The sequence below is a fragment of the Gemmatimonadaceae bacterium genome (genome assembly GCA_019752115.1).
Taxonomy (GTDB): domain Bacteria; phylum Gemmatimonadota; class Gemmatimonadetes; order Gemmatimonadales; family Gemmatimonadaceae; genus Gemmatimonas.
Map to the genome: position 1 here is coordinate 154,894 of JAIEMN010000023.1, position 13,596 is coordinate 168,489.

Genomic DNA, 13,596 nt, shown 5'->3' on the forward strand with positions numbered 1-13,596 from the left:
TGGAAGGGGACGCGCAACCTTAGCCCCCAGCCGCCTCCGCGGCAATCGTTTCCAGCTCCTCCCACCGGGCCATCAGCTGTTCCAGCTCGGCTTCGCGTGCGGCGACGTCCTTCTGGATGGCGATGACGCGCAGCCCATCACGCAGGACCGCCGGATCGGTGAGTTGGGCGGTGAGCGCGGCATGCGCCGCTTCGGCCGCCGCGATCTGGTCGGGGAGCGCTTCGAGCTCCCTGGTTTCCTTGTAGGTCAGCTTGCGCTTCTTGGGCCTAGGGGCGGCCGGCTCGGGGGCCGCTTTGGCGGGGGCCTTCACGGGCGCGGGCGCCACCGGTTCGGGCCGCTGCCGCAGCCAGTCGGTGTAGCCGCCCACGTACTCGCGCACGATCCCCTTCCCTTCAAAGGCCAGCGTGCTGGTGACCACGGCGTCGAGGAACGCGCGGTCGTGCGAGACCATGAGCAGCGTGCCGCTGAAGTTTACGAGCAGCTGCTCGAGTACCTCCAGCGTTTCGAGATCGAGATCGTTGGTGGGCTCATCCAGCACCAGCACGTTGAAGCGGCGCGTAAAGAGCCGCGCCAGCAGCAGGCGATTGCGCTCCCCACCGCTCAGCGCACGCACCGGCGTCCGCGCCCGCTCGCTGCTGAACAGGAAGTCGCGCAGGTAGCCATTCACATGCTTGCGCTCGGTGCCCACCAGCACCCACTCGCTGCCGTCGCCGGTGGAATCGAAGACGGTGCGCTCGGGATCGAGCTGTTCGCGCAGCTGGTCGAAGTAGGCGATCTCGAGATTGGTCCCGTGGCGGATACTCCCCGCCTGCGGCTCGAGTTCGCCAAGCAGGAGTTTGAGCAGCGTGGTCTTGCCGGTGCCGTTCGGGCCGATGAGCCCCACGCGGTCGCCGCGCATGATGGTGGTACTGAAGTCGCGCACGATGGGCTTGTCGCCGTGCCCAAAGGTGAGCCCCTGCGCTTCAAGCACCAAACGCCCGGAGCGATCGGCCTCCTGCACCGTCGCGCGGGTCGTGCCCTGGCGCGTGCGCCGTTCGGCGCGCTCCTTTCGCATGTCCTGCAATGCGCGCAGGCGCCCTTCGTTGCGCGTGCGGCGCGCGGTGATGCTGGTGCCCACCCAGATCTCTTCCTGCGCCAGCTTGCGGTCGAACTCTTCCCATCCCTTCTCCTCGGCGTGGAGCATCTGCTCCTTGCGCTCGAGGTACGTCTCATAGGTCGGACCGAAGTCCTGCAGGCGGCCGCGGTCGAGCTCTACGATGCGCGTGGCCACGCGGCGCAGGAACGCGCGATCGTGGGTCACGAACACCAATGAGATCCCGGCGTCGATGAGGTACTGCTCCATCCACTCGATGGCATCGATGTCGAGGTGGTTGGTGGGCTCGTCGAGGAGCAGCACATCCGGTGCAGCCACGAGAGCGCGCGCGAGGAGCGCCTGGCGTGTGCGCCCACCGCTGGCCTGCTCGATGCGCGCATCGGGATCGAGGTTTAGATGCTGCAGCACCGTCTCCACGCGCAGGTGGAGCTGCCAGGCGTCGGCAGCGTCGATCTGGCGATGCAGGCGATCGAGTTCCTTGAGCGCGCTGTCAGAGTGATCGGTACTCACCCGCACCGACGCGGCATGATACGCGGTGAGGAGCGCACCCTGTGCGCCGAGGCCCGTGGCCGCGACATCGAACATGGAGCCGGTGAGGGTGCGCGGGACATCCTGCTCGAGGCGCGCCATGCGGATGCCGCCCTGGCGCACCACAAGGCCGCTGTCGGGCGTGAGGGTGCCCTCGAGCACCTGCATGAACGTCGTCTTGCCGGCGCCGTTGCGCCCCAGCACGCAGACGCGTTCGCCGCTGGCGATGGCGAAGTCGGCATGATCGAGCACCGGCGGGCCACCAAAGGCCACCGTCACATCCTGCAGCGAGACGAGCGCCACTACTTCACGCCCCGGATGGTCACCGGGCGGCTTTCGATGCCGGTGCGGTTCACCACGGTGACCACGATCTGATCCGCCGGCGCGGCGTCGGCACTGCCGATAGTGAGGCGGCGGAAGGTGGCGGGCAGCACCTGCGACGTCCACGTCCCGTTGCGGGCGATGCGCACGGTGATCCAGCGCGCGGTGGGGCCCGGCGTGACGGTGAGGACATCCTCGCCCGACACACTGTCGCGGCGCACGCGCGCGGTGGGCGCCGGCGGTGCCGCATTGCCGAGCCACGGCGACGCGGGCACGAGCGCGGCCTCAGGGTACAGCTCGGTGACGAGCTTGTCGGCCATCGCCTGCGCGGCGGCCTGTGCCGGCGGCTGCGTGGCGACACCGACGGCGACGGGATTGCGCGTGGGGCCGGCCACCGGCATGAGCGATCGCATGCTGAAGAAAATGTCGCCGGTCGCGGCAACACCCGCGCGGTTCGCGGCGGCGGCGCGTGTGGCGCGGACCTGATTGTTCAACTCATCGGGGCCCCACGCGGCACCGCCCTGCGCGGCGCGCGACGAGTTATGCCCGGGCCACATATGGCGCCCCTTGGTGTTCTCGCTGATCCACCAATCGAGCAGCACCGGATAGCTCTGCGCGGTCTGTGCGATGGGCCAGTAGAGTTGCGGCGTGAAGTAGTCCACCCACCCTTCGTTGATCCACTTCTTGGAGTCGCCGGCGAGCTTTTCGTACGAGTCGAACCCCTTGATGCTCGCCGGATAGCCCGGGCGCCAGATGCCGAACGGGCTGATCCCCACTTTCACCCACGGCTTCACGCGCTTGGTGCCTTCGTACAACAGGCGCACGAATTCATCGACGTTGTGGCGCCGCCAGTCGGACAGGCCGAGCGTGCCGCCACGCTTCCGGTACGCCGCGTAGCTCGCGCTGTCGGGGAACGGGACCTCCACGCTGTCCTTCGACTCCGGGTACGGGTAGAAGTAGTCGTCCACATGGATGCCATCCACGTCGTAGCGCTTCACCACATCGAGCATGACCTTCACCGTGTGTGCGAGCACGGCGGGGACCCCCGGGTCCATCCACTCGTACTGGCCGTAGCGGCGCACCCAGCTCGGGTGCTGCACGGTGACATGGGTGCGCGCGTGCGGCCCCTTGGCGCTCGGGTGCCGGGCGCGATAGGGATTGAACCACGCATGCAGCTCGAGGCCGCGCTCATGCGCCGCCTTCACGGCAAAGGTGAGCGGATCGTAGTAGGGCTCCGGCGCGCGCCCCTCCACGCCGGTGAGGTACGACGACCACGGCTCGTACGGCGAGTCGTAGAGTGCGTCGGCCGCGGGGCGGATCTGCAGCAGAATGGCATTGAGGCGCATGACCCGCGCCCGGTCGAGCATGGCGAGGAGCTCGGCCTGCTGCTCCCACGCCGTGAGCCCGGGCTTGGACGGCCAGTCGATGTTGGCGACGGAGGCGACCCAGGCGCCGCGGAACTCGCGGGGGATGGCCGGGGGCGCCTCTGGCGCCGATTGCGCCGTGAGCGGCCCGGCGGCGGCCACCGTGACAAGCGTGAGGAAACGACGAAGGCGGGAGCGCATACGCAGGCGATCAGAGGACTGGAAAGACGCTCTCCAAGTCTAGCCACCGCGGCGCGACCCGCCTACGCTACAGAGACCATATGGGCATCGTCGAGACCGCAGACCTGACTGCACCCCCTGGCACTACACCCGTCCTGCTGTACGATGGCGACTGCGGGTTCTGCGCCCGGAGCGTGCAGTTCGTGCTCGCCCGAGAGGCACCGACGCGGCGAGCGGGCCTCCGCTTTGCCCCGTTACAGGGCACCTTCGGCCAGCAGGTGCGTCTGGCGCACCCGTCGCTCAACGGGGTGGATTCGGTGATCTGGTATGACCCAGCTCGTGACGTCACGCTGGTACGCAGCGCGGCCGGGCTGGCCGTGCTGCGCCATCTGGGCGGCTGGTGGGGGGTGCTCGGCGCGATTGGCCGGTGGGTGCCGCGCCCGCTGCGCGATGCCGTCTACAACGCCGTTGCCCGGAACCGGCACCGCCTCGCCGGCGAGGCCTGCCTGATCCCCACGGCCAGCGAGCGCGCGCGCTTTCTCGAGTAGGGAGCCCTAGCCGATCCCTCGTCGGCCGGGAAGCTTGTAGGCATGTCGCTTCCCTTCCCCGAATACGACCACCTCGACGGCCTCGCGCTCGCGGATCTCGTGCGACGCGGCGAGGTCTCAGCCGCTGAGGTCACCGAAGCCGCGCTCGCCCGCGTGGCGGCGCGCAATCCGGCGCTCAACGCCATCGTGCGGCCGCTCGATGATCTGGCGCGCGACATGGCGGCGCGGGTCAACCGGCAGTCGCCGTTCGCTGGTGTGCCGATGGCGATCAAGGACCTGCAGGCCACCATTGCCGGCGTGCCCACCAGCCACGGCACGCGGCCCCTGCAGCAGGTGGTGCCCGATCATGACACCGAGCTTGTGGCGCGCTATCGGAAGGCCGGTGCGGTGTTCATCGGTAAATCGAACACGCCGGAGTTCGGGCTCACGCCCTTCACCGAAAGCGAAGCGCTCGGGGCGGCGCGCAATCCGTGGGATGTGTCGCGCACGACCGGTGGATCGAGTGGTGGTTCAGGCGCCGCGGTGGGCGCCCGCATCGTACCCATTGGCCACGGCGGCGACGGCGGCGGCTCGATTCGCATTCCGGCGTCGTGCAACGGCGTCTTCGGCATCAAGCCGACTCGCGGGCGCATGCCCACGGGGCCGGATATTGGCGATGCGTGGCGTGGCTTCGCGCAGGAGCATGTCATCACGGTGAGCGTGCGCGACTCGGCGGCGATGCTGGATGTCACCGCGGGTGCCGATGCGGGAACGCCGGTGGCCTGCCCGCCGCAGGAGGGGCCATTCTTTGATGAGGTCAGCCGCGAGCCTGGCGCCCTGCGCATTGCGGTGACCACCACGCCGTTCTTTGGCGAGACGGTGCATCCCGACTGTGTTGCCGCACTCGACGATGCGGCGGCGCTGCTCGCGTCACTCGGTCATCATGTGGAGCGCGCCGAGCCACAGATCGATGGCCATCGCCTGTCGCGCGCCTTTCTCACGGTGGTCGCGGGCGAGTGTCGCGCCGATATCGAGTGGATGGGGCAACAGCTCAAGCGCGCGCCTCGGAGCGATGATGTGGAAGCCGCGACGTGGGCCCTTGGGCTCGTGGGCCAAGCGTATGGCGCCAGCGATTACGCGGTCGCCGCGCGCCAGTTGCAGGAGGCGGGGCGCACCATGGGCGCCTTTCACCAGCGCTACGATCTGCTCGTCACGCCCACGCTGGGCGCACCACCCTTCCCCATCGGCGCGCTGCAGCCGTCGAGCGCGGAGCGCGCGGCGCTCACGCTGTTCGGCAAGCTTGGTCTGGGTGGCGTCCTCAAGGCCGCAGGGCTGCTCGATGAGACGGCCAAGAAAGTGTTCGGCTTCATTCCCTACACGCCGCTCTTCAACGTGACCGGGCAGCCGGCGATGAGTGTGCCGCTCTACTGGAACGCGCAGGGGCTGCCGATCGGGACGCAGATCGTCGCGCCGTTTGGCGACGAGGCCACGCTGTTTCGCGTGGCGGGGCAATTGGAACGCGCGCGACCGTGGGCCGCGCGCGTTCCCGCCTGCGTCACTTCTTGAGCGTCGCGCCCGCGAGCTTGCCCACCGCACCCAACGTGGTCTGCGCCGCGTTGAGCCCGAGGCGGAAGTCGGCATCGGTGAACGTCTTGAACAGGTCGGTCGGCTGGTGCCAGTGCGGGTCCCAGCCGCTGCCGACCTGTGTGCCGCGCTCGTTCTCACGCAGGCTGATGGCCGGGATGAGATCCTGGAACGGCCCGGAGTCGGTGTTGGTCATGTGCGGACCGACCTGCGCCGGATAGTCGGTCGCGTACTTCTCGTTGGACGTGTGGAAGAACCACGCCAGCTCCGCACTCTGCTTGGCCATCTTGGAGTTTGACTGGAACTCGATGTTCACATCGGCCTCGGGGCGCTGCTCGGCGCGCATGGTGCCATCGGGGTTGGGCATGCCATGGTCGAACATCATCATGTCGTGCTGGATCATGCCGAGCCACTTGGGTTCGGGATACTTGCCCGAGCCCTTGGGCTGCTCGACGCCCTGCAGCTTGGCGCGCTGATCGACATAGGCGCGCGCGCCATTGAGGCCACTCTCTTCGTTGTTCCAGAGCACGAAGCGGATGGAGCGCTCGGTCTGCACGGCCGGATCACTGAAGATGCGCGCGAGCTCCATCACGATGGCCGAGCCCGATGCGTCGTCGTTGGCGGCCTCGCCCCAGCCGATGCCGTCCATGTGGCCACCCACGATGTACATCTCCTCGGGGTGCGTGGTGCCGATCTTGGTGCAGTAGACCTCCTGCCGTTCGCCGTCCACGCTCGGCTCGGCGTTGAGGGCGCGCAGGCGGGCATCGGGCTGGCGGAGCGAGTCGCTGTTCACACCGGTGCGCGTGCGCACGCCGCGCGCCCGCCCACCACCGGCGGCGGTGTTGTTCACCGGACGATTGACGCCCGTATTGGCGGCCGGCGCGGCCGGTGCCGCTCCCCCCGCAGGGCGCGGCTGCGGGGTCGGCGCCTTGTACTCGTAGGTGATGCGCTCGGTGTTGGTGCAGCCGTAGCTCTTGAGCTGCGCCTCGATCCAGTCCACGGCGTCGCGATTGCGCTTGGTGCCCTGCCGGCGGTCGCCAAAGGCGGTGAGCCCCTTGATCGTGGCCTTGTACTTCTCGAGGTCGAGGCGCGACACCATCAGCGCCACCGGGTCGGCGGAGTCGATGGGGGCCGGGGTGTTGCGCAGGACGTTCCCCTGCGCGAACCCCAGGGAGGGGGTGGCGAGCAACGCCACGGCGAGCAGCGATCGGCGGGACATGGGCAGATGGGAGAGGCGGGTGGGACGAAGGCAACGAGACCCTTCAAACCCTGCAGACGGCTACCACCGTCGAAGCGTTGGCGGCACACGGACCCTGAAACCTGCGGTCCCGGGGGCCGTCCTGTCCAACGACCCTTTTCCGGATCCATCATGATCCTTGTTCCTTTGTCCCGCTCGCTGTCCGGCCGCCGCTCGCTGGCCGCGCTGGCGCTGTCGGCGCTCCCCGCCTGGCATGCGCTCCATGCGCAGACCGAACGTCGTACCGTGAGCGGCCGCGAGGTGGCGTTCTACAACATCGCCGGCACCGTCCAGATCGCGCATGGTAGTGGCCGCGAGGTAGAGTTCGAGATCACCCGCCGCGGGCGCGACGCGAGCAAGCTGCGCATCGAGACGGGCACCGTGCGCGGCAAGCCCACGTTGCGCGTGATCTACCCGGATGACGACATCGTGTATCGGGACTGGAATCGCGGCAGCGGGAGCAACCGCGACGATGATCGCGGACGCGACCGTCGCTGGGGGCGAAACTGGGGCACCAGCAACACGTCGAGCTCCATCAACGACGATGGAACGTGGGGCGGCGAACGGGGATGGACGGGGCGTCGCCGCGTGAAGGTGACGAGCAGCGGCAGTGGCCTCGAAGCGTGGGCGGACATTCGCGTGCTGGTGCCCGATGGGCAGGTGCTCGACGCCAATCTGCTGGTGGGTGAACTGCGCGCGAGCGATGTAGACGCCGAGTTGCATCTCGATGTGGCGTCGGCGCGCGTCGTCACCGATCGCACGCGTGGGGTGCTGATCATCGATACCGGCTCGGGTGGCGTGGACGTGCGCGACGCGCGCGGCCCGCGGCTGAGCGTTGACGTGGGTTCGGGTGGCGTGGCGCTCGATGGCGTGCGCAGCGACGACTGCCGCATCGACACGGGCTCGGGGGGCATCACCGGCACGGGCGTCGCCTGCGGCCGCCTCACGGTCGATGTCGGATCGGGGAGCGTACGGCTGGCCGATGCCAGCGGTGATGACATCAGCGTCGACGCCGGCAGCGGCGGCGTGGATCTCAGCCTGCGCTCGTCTCCGCGGAACGTGAGCATCGAGTCGGGATCGGGTCGAGTCACGGTGGCGCTGCCGAGCAACTACGACGGCAGTGTCGACGTCGAAACCGGGAGCGGCGGCATCTCCACCGACTTTGCGGTACGCACGACGCGCGTCGAGCGGAACACACTGCGTGGGACGATCGGCGACGGTCGCGGTCGCTTGCGCATCGAGACCGGATCTGGTGGCGTCCGCTTGCGCCGCGCCGGCTCCTGACGCACTTTCGGTTGTCGGACGATCCGCAACGGATCGCCCATCCCGCTGTCACGTCGCCACGCGACCTCGCGATTCTGGTGCTTCGATGATTCTGCTGCCGGTCTCACAGTCCAAGACTTTCGAAGCAGGCTCCGTGAGCTGGTAGCGACCTCCCGTCGCGCCGCGCAATCAGTGCCCCACCCTGCTTCGAGCATCGGTGGGGCGCTTCTTTTTTCGTGAGAGCGGATATGAGCGGGATGACCGAAGCCTTGCAGGACACCACCGTGGCGCCACGTCCGTGGTAGCACGATGTGCGCGACGCGCTGCGCGGGACGCCCCACGACTACACGAGCGGGTCCATCAGCCGGGCCATCGTGCTGCTGGCGATCCCGATGGTGCTGGAGATGCTCATGGAGAGCCTCTTCGCGCTGTCGGATGTGTTCTTCGTGAGCCGGCTTGGGGCGAGCGCCGTCGCCACGGTGGGGCTCACCGAGTCGATGATGATCGTGGTGTACACCCTGGCGATGGGGCTGGCCATTGGCGGCAGCGCCATGGTCGCGCGACGTGTGGGCGAGAAGGATCCCGCGGCGGCGGCGCGGGCCGCGGCGCAGGCACTCATTTTGGGCGCCATCGCCTCGGCTGTGCTGGGGCTCACGGGCGCCCTCTTCGCGCCACAGCTCCTGCGGCTCATGGGCGCGGCGCCGGACGTCCTGGCCACCGGCACGACCTTTACCCGCGTCATGCTCGGCGGGAGCGGGACCGCCTTTCTGCTGTTCGTCGTGAATTCGGCGTTCCGCGGAGCCGGTGATGCGGCCGTGTCGATGCGCGTGCTCTGGCTCGCCAATGGCCTGAACATCGTGCTGGGGCCCATGCTGATCTTTGGCCTCGGTCCGTTCCCCGAGCTTGGCGTGACGGGCGCCGCGGTGGCGACCACGATCGGCCGCGGCATCGGCCTGCTCTTCGCGCTGCGCATCCTGACGCGCGGCGCGGGGCATCTGCGCGTGGCGCGGGAGCATCTGGTCGTGGAGCTCAGCACCATGCGTACGCTGCTGCGGCTCTCCGTGAATGCGACCTTTCAGGTGCTCGTGGGGAGCTTGAGCTGGATGGTGCTCATCCGGCTGATGGCAGGCTTCGGGAGCGCAGCGATGGCCGGCTACACGATTGCGGTGCGCATGGTGATGTTCTGCCTGCTGCCGGCGTGGGGGCTGGGGAACGCGGCCGCCACGATGGTCGGTCAGGCGCTCGGCGCACGCAATCCGGAACGCGCCAAGGCCGCCGTGTGGACGGCGGCCCGCTACAACGTGGCGTTTCTGGGCGCGGTGGGGGTGCTCTTCGTGGTGGCCACGACGCCCATCGTGGCGCTGTTTACGCATGACACGGCCGTGCATGATGTGGCGGTGCCCGGGCTTCGGTTGATGGCGTTCGGCTTCCCGCTGTACGCCTTCGGCATGGTGCTCACGCAGGCGTTCAACGGCGCGGGCGATACGCGCACTCCGACCCGCATCAACATCGCCGTCTTCTGGATCTTCGAGTTGCCGCTGGCATGGGCCCTGGCGCACTACACCACGCTGGGGCCGCAGGGCGTGTTCGTGAGCGTGCTGTGCGCGTACTCCCTGCTCGCCGGCGTGAGCGCGGTGGCGTTCCGTCGCGGACGGTGGCAAGGCACCGCGGTGTGATCGCACCGCGAGGCGCGGTGACGCGGTTACGGTGTGGTCAGCAGGTCGAGCAAGCGGCCGCGGAACCCGAACTCCCACGCGGTACCGTAGCGGATATCGGCCAGGCGGAAGCGCCCACCCTGGTTCACCACGACCACGGTGTCCTTCCACTCCACCGGCGGCTTCTGCGTGTCGTTGGTGAATTGCACCACGACCAACGTCGTATCACCTCGGGCGACGGAGTCCTTCACCACCGACGCCGTGCGGCCCTCGAACAGGCTGCTGAAGATGTCCCCGTCGGCAAAGGGCGGCTTCTCGCCGGGCGCGCTCGTCTCGGCCGATTCTCTCATGGCACGTGCACGATCGAGCGCGTGCGCGAGGGAATCGGCGAGGTAAGGCGTGAGGGCCGTCAGCTGCGCCGCATCGGGAACGCGGTGCACCCCTGCCGCGTCGAGCACGGCGTAGAACTGCGTGACCGCTTCGGTCGCGTTGGCGGCCGGCCGACCGCAGTCGGCAAGGCTCCCCGCTAGCGCCGCGGCGAGCACCGCCCGGCCAGCCAGTTGCACGATGCGCGGGCTCATGCGGCGCGGGCTGCGCTCAGCCGCCGCGCCGGGCGCTGCTCGAGTTCCATCACGCGCAGCTGGCCGCCGATTGTCGCGTAGACCATGACGAGCACGATCGACAGGACGTGGAACCACGACGGGCGCAGGTCCCACTGGTGCATGCCGGCCCATGTGGTGGCGATCAGCCCCAGCACGCCCAGCATGGTCGTGTGCACCCGTGGATGCGATGGCGCGAGCCGCGCGCACAGATAGCAGCCGCCGATCGCGTACAGCGCGACATAGGCCATCATGAGCAGCAGCACGGGCGCGCTCTGCGTGCCGCCGTTGGCGTCGTAGAGCGACGGCACGGCCACGTGCAGGGCGAGATCGGTGCCCAGCGTAAGTGCGGCGATGAGGACGAACCCCGTCGCAATGGCGAACAGGCTGCGGCCCATGGAGAGCTGGCGGGTGGGAACGGCAGGGGAGTGCCCCGACTATGCACTGCGTTCACGCACTACACCAGAGCTCGCATGCAATCATCGCGTGCGGCCTGGCGAGGCCGCCGCGAGCGGTTTGCGGCGTTCCGGCACCCGATCCGTGAGCGGGCGGGGCTGAAACGCTGGTTGGAAGCGACAGCCGGTCGCGGGCTGGAAGGCCGCGGCCACCTGCGGGCAGGACGCGGCCACCTCGCTCGCAGCGGGGCGCCGGCCGGTATCCAGCCAGCGCTCGAGCGCCATCAGCGCGGTCACGTACGCGGCGTCCGTCAGATAACTGTGCTCCGCGTCGCTGGTGAAGAGCTGAAGCAGCCAGGTGCTGCGACCAGCGCGCGTCACCGTGTTGCGGAAGGTGTCCTCAAGTTCCACGAACGCCGTCGGGTCATCGATTGCGTGCATCGTGAGCGTGGGCACCTCGAGCGTGCCGCGCGGATCGGCGTCGGCGGCCAGACGGGCGACCGCCGAGCTGTCGGCCGTATAGCGGGCGACCTGCGTGTTGAGCGCCGCGCCCTTCACCGTGCCCGGATATGTGACGCCGACGGTAGAAAACGGATTGGCGCCGTTCGTGCGCTTCTGTACGATGTCCTGAAAGTGCCAGGTGCCCCAGTTGAGATGCGCGATGAGCGTGCGCTCCGGCACCTTCACCGCCGTTAGAATCGTGGCGAGACGCTCAGCCTGTTGCGGCGTGCGCGCGCCGGCCGGCTGCCGTACTCCGGTGCACGCATCCACGCGATCGGCGAGTTGTGCGCGCGTGAGCGTAGCGCCCGGCGGAAGCCCCATCCACAGCGGATACGCGGGCTCATCGGCGCGCGGATGATCGCCGCACACCGCCTGGTACACGACCCGCAGATCCATGCGGAAGTCGTAGGAGTACGTCGCCCCTCCCAAGACGCCGCTGGTGAGCAGCACGCCATCGAACGCGCGACGGCCATCGGCGCCGGGGGCATTGAACTGCTCCGCCGCACGCGCCGCCACGCCGGCGCCCCATGATTGGCCGTGGAGCACCGTGCGTGTGGGGGCACCAAACTGGGCCACGAACAGATCGCGACTGCGACGCACATCGTCGGCCGCCGACAGTACCGCCACCCCGCCCTGATGGTACGACGACGCCACCATCGCATAGCCGAGTGTGGGCCAGATGGCCCATCGCGTCACGTCATCGGCGGTGCGCTTGGCATCAGGCGCGCCGAGTTCGGGACCACCGTGCGCGTGCACCACGAGCTTGCGGTTCCACTGCGCCGGCATGACCACCCAGTAGTACGCGCCTGCACTGTCTTTGCCACTGTAACAGGCGGCCGACGAGGGGACGGCCGATGGACACGGCGTCGGGGTGGCCTGCGCAGACAACCGACCGGCCGCCGCGACGAGACCGACCGCAAGCGCAACGACACGGCGAACGACGGGGGGGCGAGGCATGCGACCCGCTCAGGCAGTTATGGGCGCGCGCTGCTGCAACTCGCGCCGCAGCAACCAGAGCGTGAAGCCGGCCTGGAACGCCACGGTCACCACGGACAGCGTCCACACATGCATCAACTGAAATCCCGGCTGGCGCGCGAGCCAGAGCGCCGGAATGGCGTAGGTGAGGAGGCGTGTCGCGCTGCTGATGAGGGAGGGCACGGTATTGCCGAGCGCCTGGAACATGCCGCTGCAGGTGAAGAGCAGCCCCGACGCGACGAAGTTCCACGAGATCGTCTTGAGAAATGTCGCCGCGACAGCCACCACCGGCGCTTCCTCGGTGAAGCCCTGCACGAACAACTCGGGGCGCCACTGACACACCAGCGTGAGCACGAACATCAGCCCACTGCCCATGATCGCGGCCCATTTGAACGTGTCGCGCACGCGTTGCATCTGGCGGGCGCCCATGTTCTGCCCGGCGAGTGGGGCCGCCGAGAACGAGATGGCCATCGCGGGGAGGAAGATCGATTGCATCACGCGCGAGCCGATACCATAGCCGGCCTGTGCCGCCGAGCCGAAGTCGCGGATCACGAAGTAGCTCACCCCCGTCAGCACGAACATCAGGGCAAACTCGGCGCCCGGCGGAACGCCGATGCGCAGGATGCGCGCGATCACATCCGTCCGGAAGGTGAGCAGCTCCCGCTTGAACCCGACGTAGTGCTCAAGGCGGACGAAGTAGATGGACATCATGAGCACCGCGACCGCAATGGCGAGCGTGCTGGCGAGCCCGGCGCCAGCGACCCCCAGCGGCTTGCCCGTGCCCCACCCGGCAATGAGTACCGGCGCGAGAATGATGTTCATCACGACCGTGAGGATCTGCACGAGCATCGTGGGCTTCACGATGCCGGTGCCGCGTAGCGCCGATCCCATGCTCACGAGCGCGAACTGGAGCCCCAGCCCGGGCAGGTACCAGCGCAGATAACTCAACCCGTTGGCGCGCGTGGCCTCGTCGGCCCCAACGGCGCCCAAATAGACGGGGCTCAGCGCGAAGCCAGCGACCAGCACGAGCACGCCGCAGGCGAACGCCCAGATCGTGCTCTGATTGAAGACGAGATTGGCATCGGCCTGATCCTTTCGGCCGACGGCATTGGCGATAAGCGCCATCGTACCCACGCCGAGGACCTGCGTGACCGACATGACGATCATCTGCACGTTGCCGGCGGCACTGACGCCGGCGACCGCTGCATCACCCAGGCGGGTGACGAACCACAGGTCCACCAGATAGTACATCGTCTGGAAGATCATGCCGGCCGCCATGGGCAGCGCGAGGCGCACGATATGGCGCGGGATGGAACCGGTGGTCATGTCACGCATGATCCAACGGTCGCCTCTCGGGGCGGGAGGCGCAACCGG

Annotated in this window: 11 protein-coding genes; 4 read left to right on the top strand and 7 right to left on the bottom strand. The window is 68.6% G+C overall.

Going from position 1 to position 13,596, the window contains the following annotated elements; all coding sequences use genetic code 11:
- Nucleotides 1-19: 19 nt before the first annotated feature.
- Together K2R93_12620 and K2R93_12625 are read right to left on the bottom strand one after the other, a co-directional pair.
- Entirely contained in the window at nucleotides 20-1,924 is a 1,905-nt protein-coding gene (locus K2R93_12620) for an ATP-binding cassette domain-containing protein (GenBank protein ID MBY0490677.1), read from the bottom strand.
- Nucleotides 1,924-3,507, bottom strand: a complete 1,584-nt coding sequence (locus tag K2R93_12625; GenBank protein ID MBY0490678.1) for a family 10 glycosylhydrolase — start codon at nucleotides 3,505-3,507, stop codon at nucleotides 1,924-1,926. Before K2R93_12625 ends, K2R93_12620 begins: the two co-directional genes overlap by 1 nt.
- A 173-nt stretch (nucleotides 3,508-3,680) precedes the next feature.
- On the opposite strand from K2R93_12625, the gene K2R93_12630 reads away from it, so the two are divergent.
- Nucleotides 3,681-4,034 carry a DCC1-like thiol-disulfide oxidoreductase family protein gene (locus K2R93_12630; GenBank protein MBY0490679.1) on the top strand — a complete coding sequence of 118 codons (354 nt, stop codon included), beginning with the start codon at nucleotides 3,681-3,683 and terminating at the stop codon, nucleotides 4,032-4,034.
- A gap of 42 nt (nucleotides 4,035-4,076) precedes the next feature.
- Entirely contained in the window at nucleotides 4,077-5,579 is a 1,503-nt protein-coding gene (locus K2R93_12635; GenBank protein MBY0490680.1) for an amidase, read from the top strand.
- Here K2R93_12635 and K2R93_12640 read toward each other — a convergent pair.
- The gene (locus K2R93_12640) at nucleotides 5,569-6,816 is read right to left on the bottom strand and encodes a Zn-dependent exopeptidase M28 (GenBank protein MBY0490681.1); all 1,248 of its coding nucleotides are present in this window, start codon (nucleotides 6,814-6,816) and stop codon (nucleotides 5,569-5,571) included. The two genes, K2R93_12635 and K2R93_12640, sit on opposite strands and share 11 nt — an antisense overlap.
- A 150-nt stretch (nucleotides 6,817-6,966) precedes the next feature.
- On the opposite strand from K2R93_12640, the gene K2R93_12645 reads away from it, so the two are divergent.
- Both K2R93_12645 and K2R93_12650 read left to right on the top strand, forming a co-directional pair.
- Nucleotides 6,967-8,118, top strand: coding sequence for a DUF4097 domain-containing protein (locus K2R93_12645; GenBank protein MBY0490682.1), 1,152 nt, complete (start codon nucleotides 6,967-6,969; stop codon nucleotides 8,116-8,118).
- Between the two features lie 290 nt (nucleotides 8,119-8,408).
- Nucleotides 8,409-9,773, top strand: a complete 1,365-nt coding sequence (locus K2R93_12650; GenBank protein MBY0490683.1) for an MATE family efflux transporter — start codon at nucleotides 8,409-8,411, stop codon at nucleotides 9,771-9,773.
- Nucleotides 9,774-9,799: 26 nt separating this feature from the next.
- On the opposite strand, the gene K2R93_12655 is transcribed toward K2R93_12650, so the two are convergent.
- The 4 genes from K2R93_12655 to K2R93_12670 all read right to left on the bottom strand — a co-directional run bounded on the left by K2R93_12655 (nucleotide 9,800) and on the right by K2R93_12670 (nucleotide 13,557).
- Nucleotides 9,800-10,333, bottom strand: a complete 534-nt coding sequence (locus tag K2R93_12655) for a hypothetical protein (GenBank protein ID MBY0490684.1) — start codon at nucleotides 10,331-10,333, stop codon at nucleotides 9,800-9,802.
- Nucleotides 10,330-10,749: a hypothetical protein gene (locus K2R93_12660; protein MBY0490685.1), complete on the bottom strand. Its 420-nt coding sequence runs from the start codon at nucleotides 10,747-10,749 to the stop codon at nucleotides 10,330-10,332. The genes K2R93_12655 and K2R93_12660 overlap by 4 nt, the downstream gene beginning before the upstream one ends.
- A gap of 81 nt (nucleotides 10,750-10,830) precedes the next feature.
- Nucleotides 10,831-12,204: a hypothetical protein gene (locus tag K2R93_12665; GenBank protein ID MBY0490686.1), complete on the bottom strand. Its 1,374-nt coding sequence runs from the start codon at nucleotides 12,202-12,204 to the stop codon at nucleotides 10,831-10,833.
- A gap of 9 nt (nucleotides 12,205-12,213) precedes the next feature.
- Complete coding sequence (locus K2R93_12670; GenBank protein MBY0490687.1) at nucleotides 12,214-13,557, bottom strand: MATE family efflux transporter; 1,344 nt, start codon at nucleotides 13,555-13,557, stop codon at nucleotides 12,214-12,216.
- Nucleotides 13,558-13,596 lie beyond the last annotated feature (39 nt).

What these genes read in the sequence shown, in the direction of transcription:
- K2R93_12670 (MBY0490687.1), bottom strand. Translation starts at nt 13,557, where the DNA reads ATGCGTGACATGACCACCGGTTCCATCCCGCGCCATATCGTGCGCCTC.
- K2R93_12665 (MBY0490686.1), bottom strand. Translation starts at nt 12,204, where the DNA reads ATGCCTCGCCCCCCCGTCGTTCGCCGTGTCGTTGCGCTTGCGGTCGGT.
- K2R93_12645 (MBY0490682.1), top strand. Translation starts at nt 6,967, where the DNA reads ATGATCCTTGTTCCTTTGTCCCGCTCGCTGTCCGGCCGCCGCTCGCTG.
- K2R93_12655 (MBY0490684.1), bottom strand. Translation starts at nt 10,333, where the DNA reads ATGAGCCCGCGCATCGTGCAACTGGCTGGCCGGGCGGTGCTCGCCGCG.
- K2R93_12635 (MBY0490680.1), top strand. Translation starts at nt 4,077, where the DNA reads ATGTCGCTTCCCTTCCCCGAATACGACCACCTCGACGGCCTCGCGCTC.
- K2R93_12640 (MBY0490681.1), bottom strand. Translation starts at nt 6,816, where the DNA reads ATGTCCCGCCGATCGCTGCTCGCCGTGGCGTTGCTCGCCACCCCCTCC.
- K2R93_12660 (MBY0490685.1), bottom strand. Translation starts at nt 10,749, where the DNA reads ATGGGCCGCAGCCTGTTCGCCATTGCGACGGGGTTCGTCCTCATCGCC.
- K2R93_12625 (MBY0490678.1), bottom strand. Translation starts at nt 3,507, where the DNA reads ATGCGCTCCCGCCTTCGTCGTTTCCTCACGCTTGTCACGGTGGCCGCC.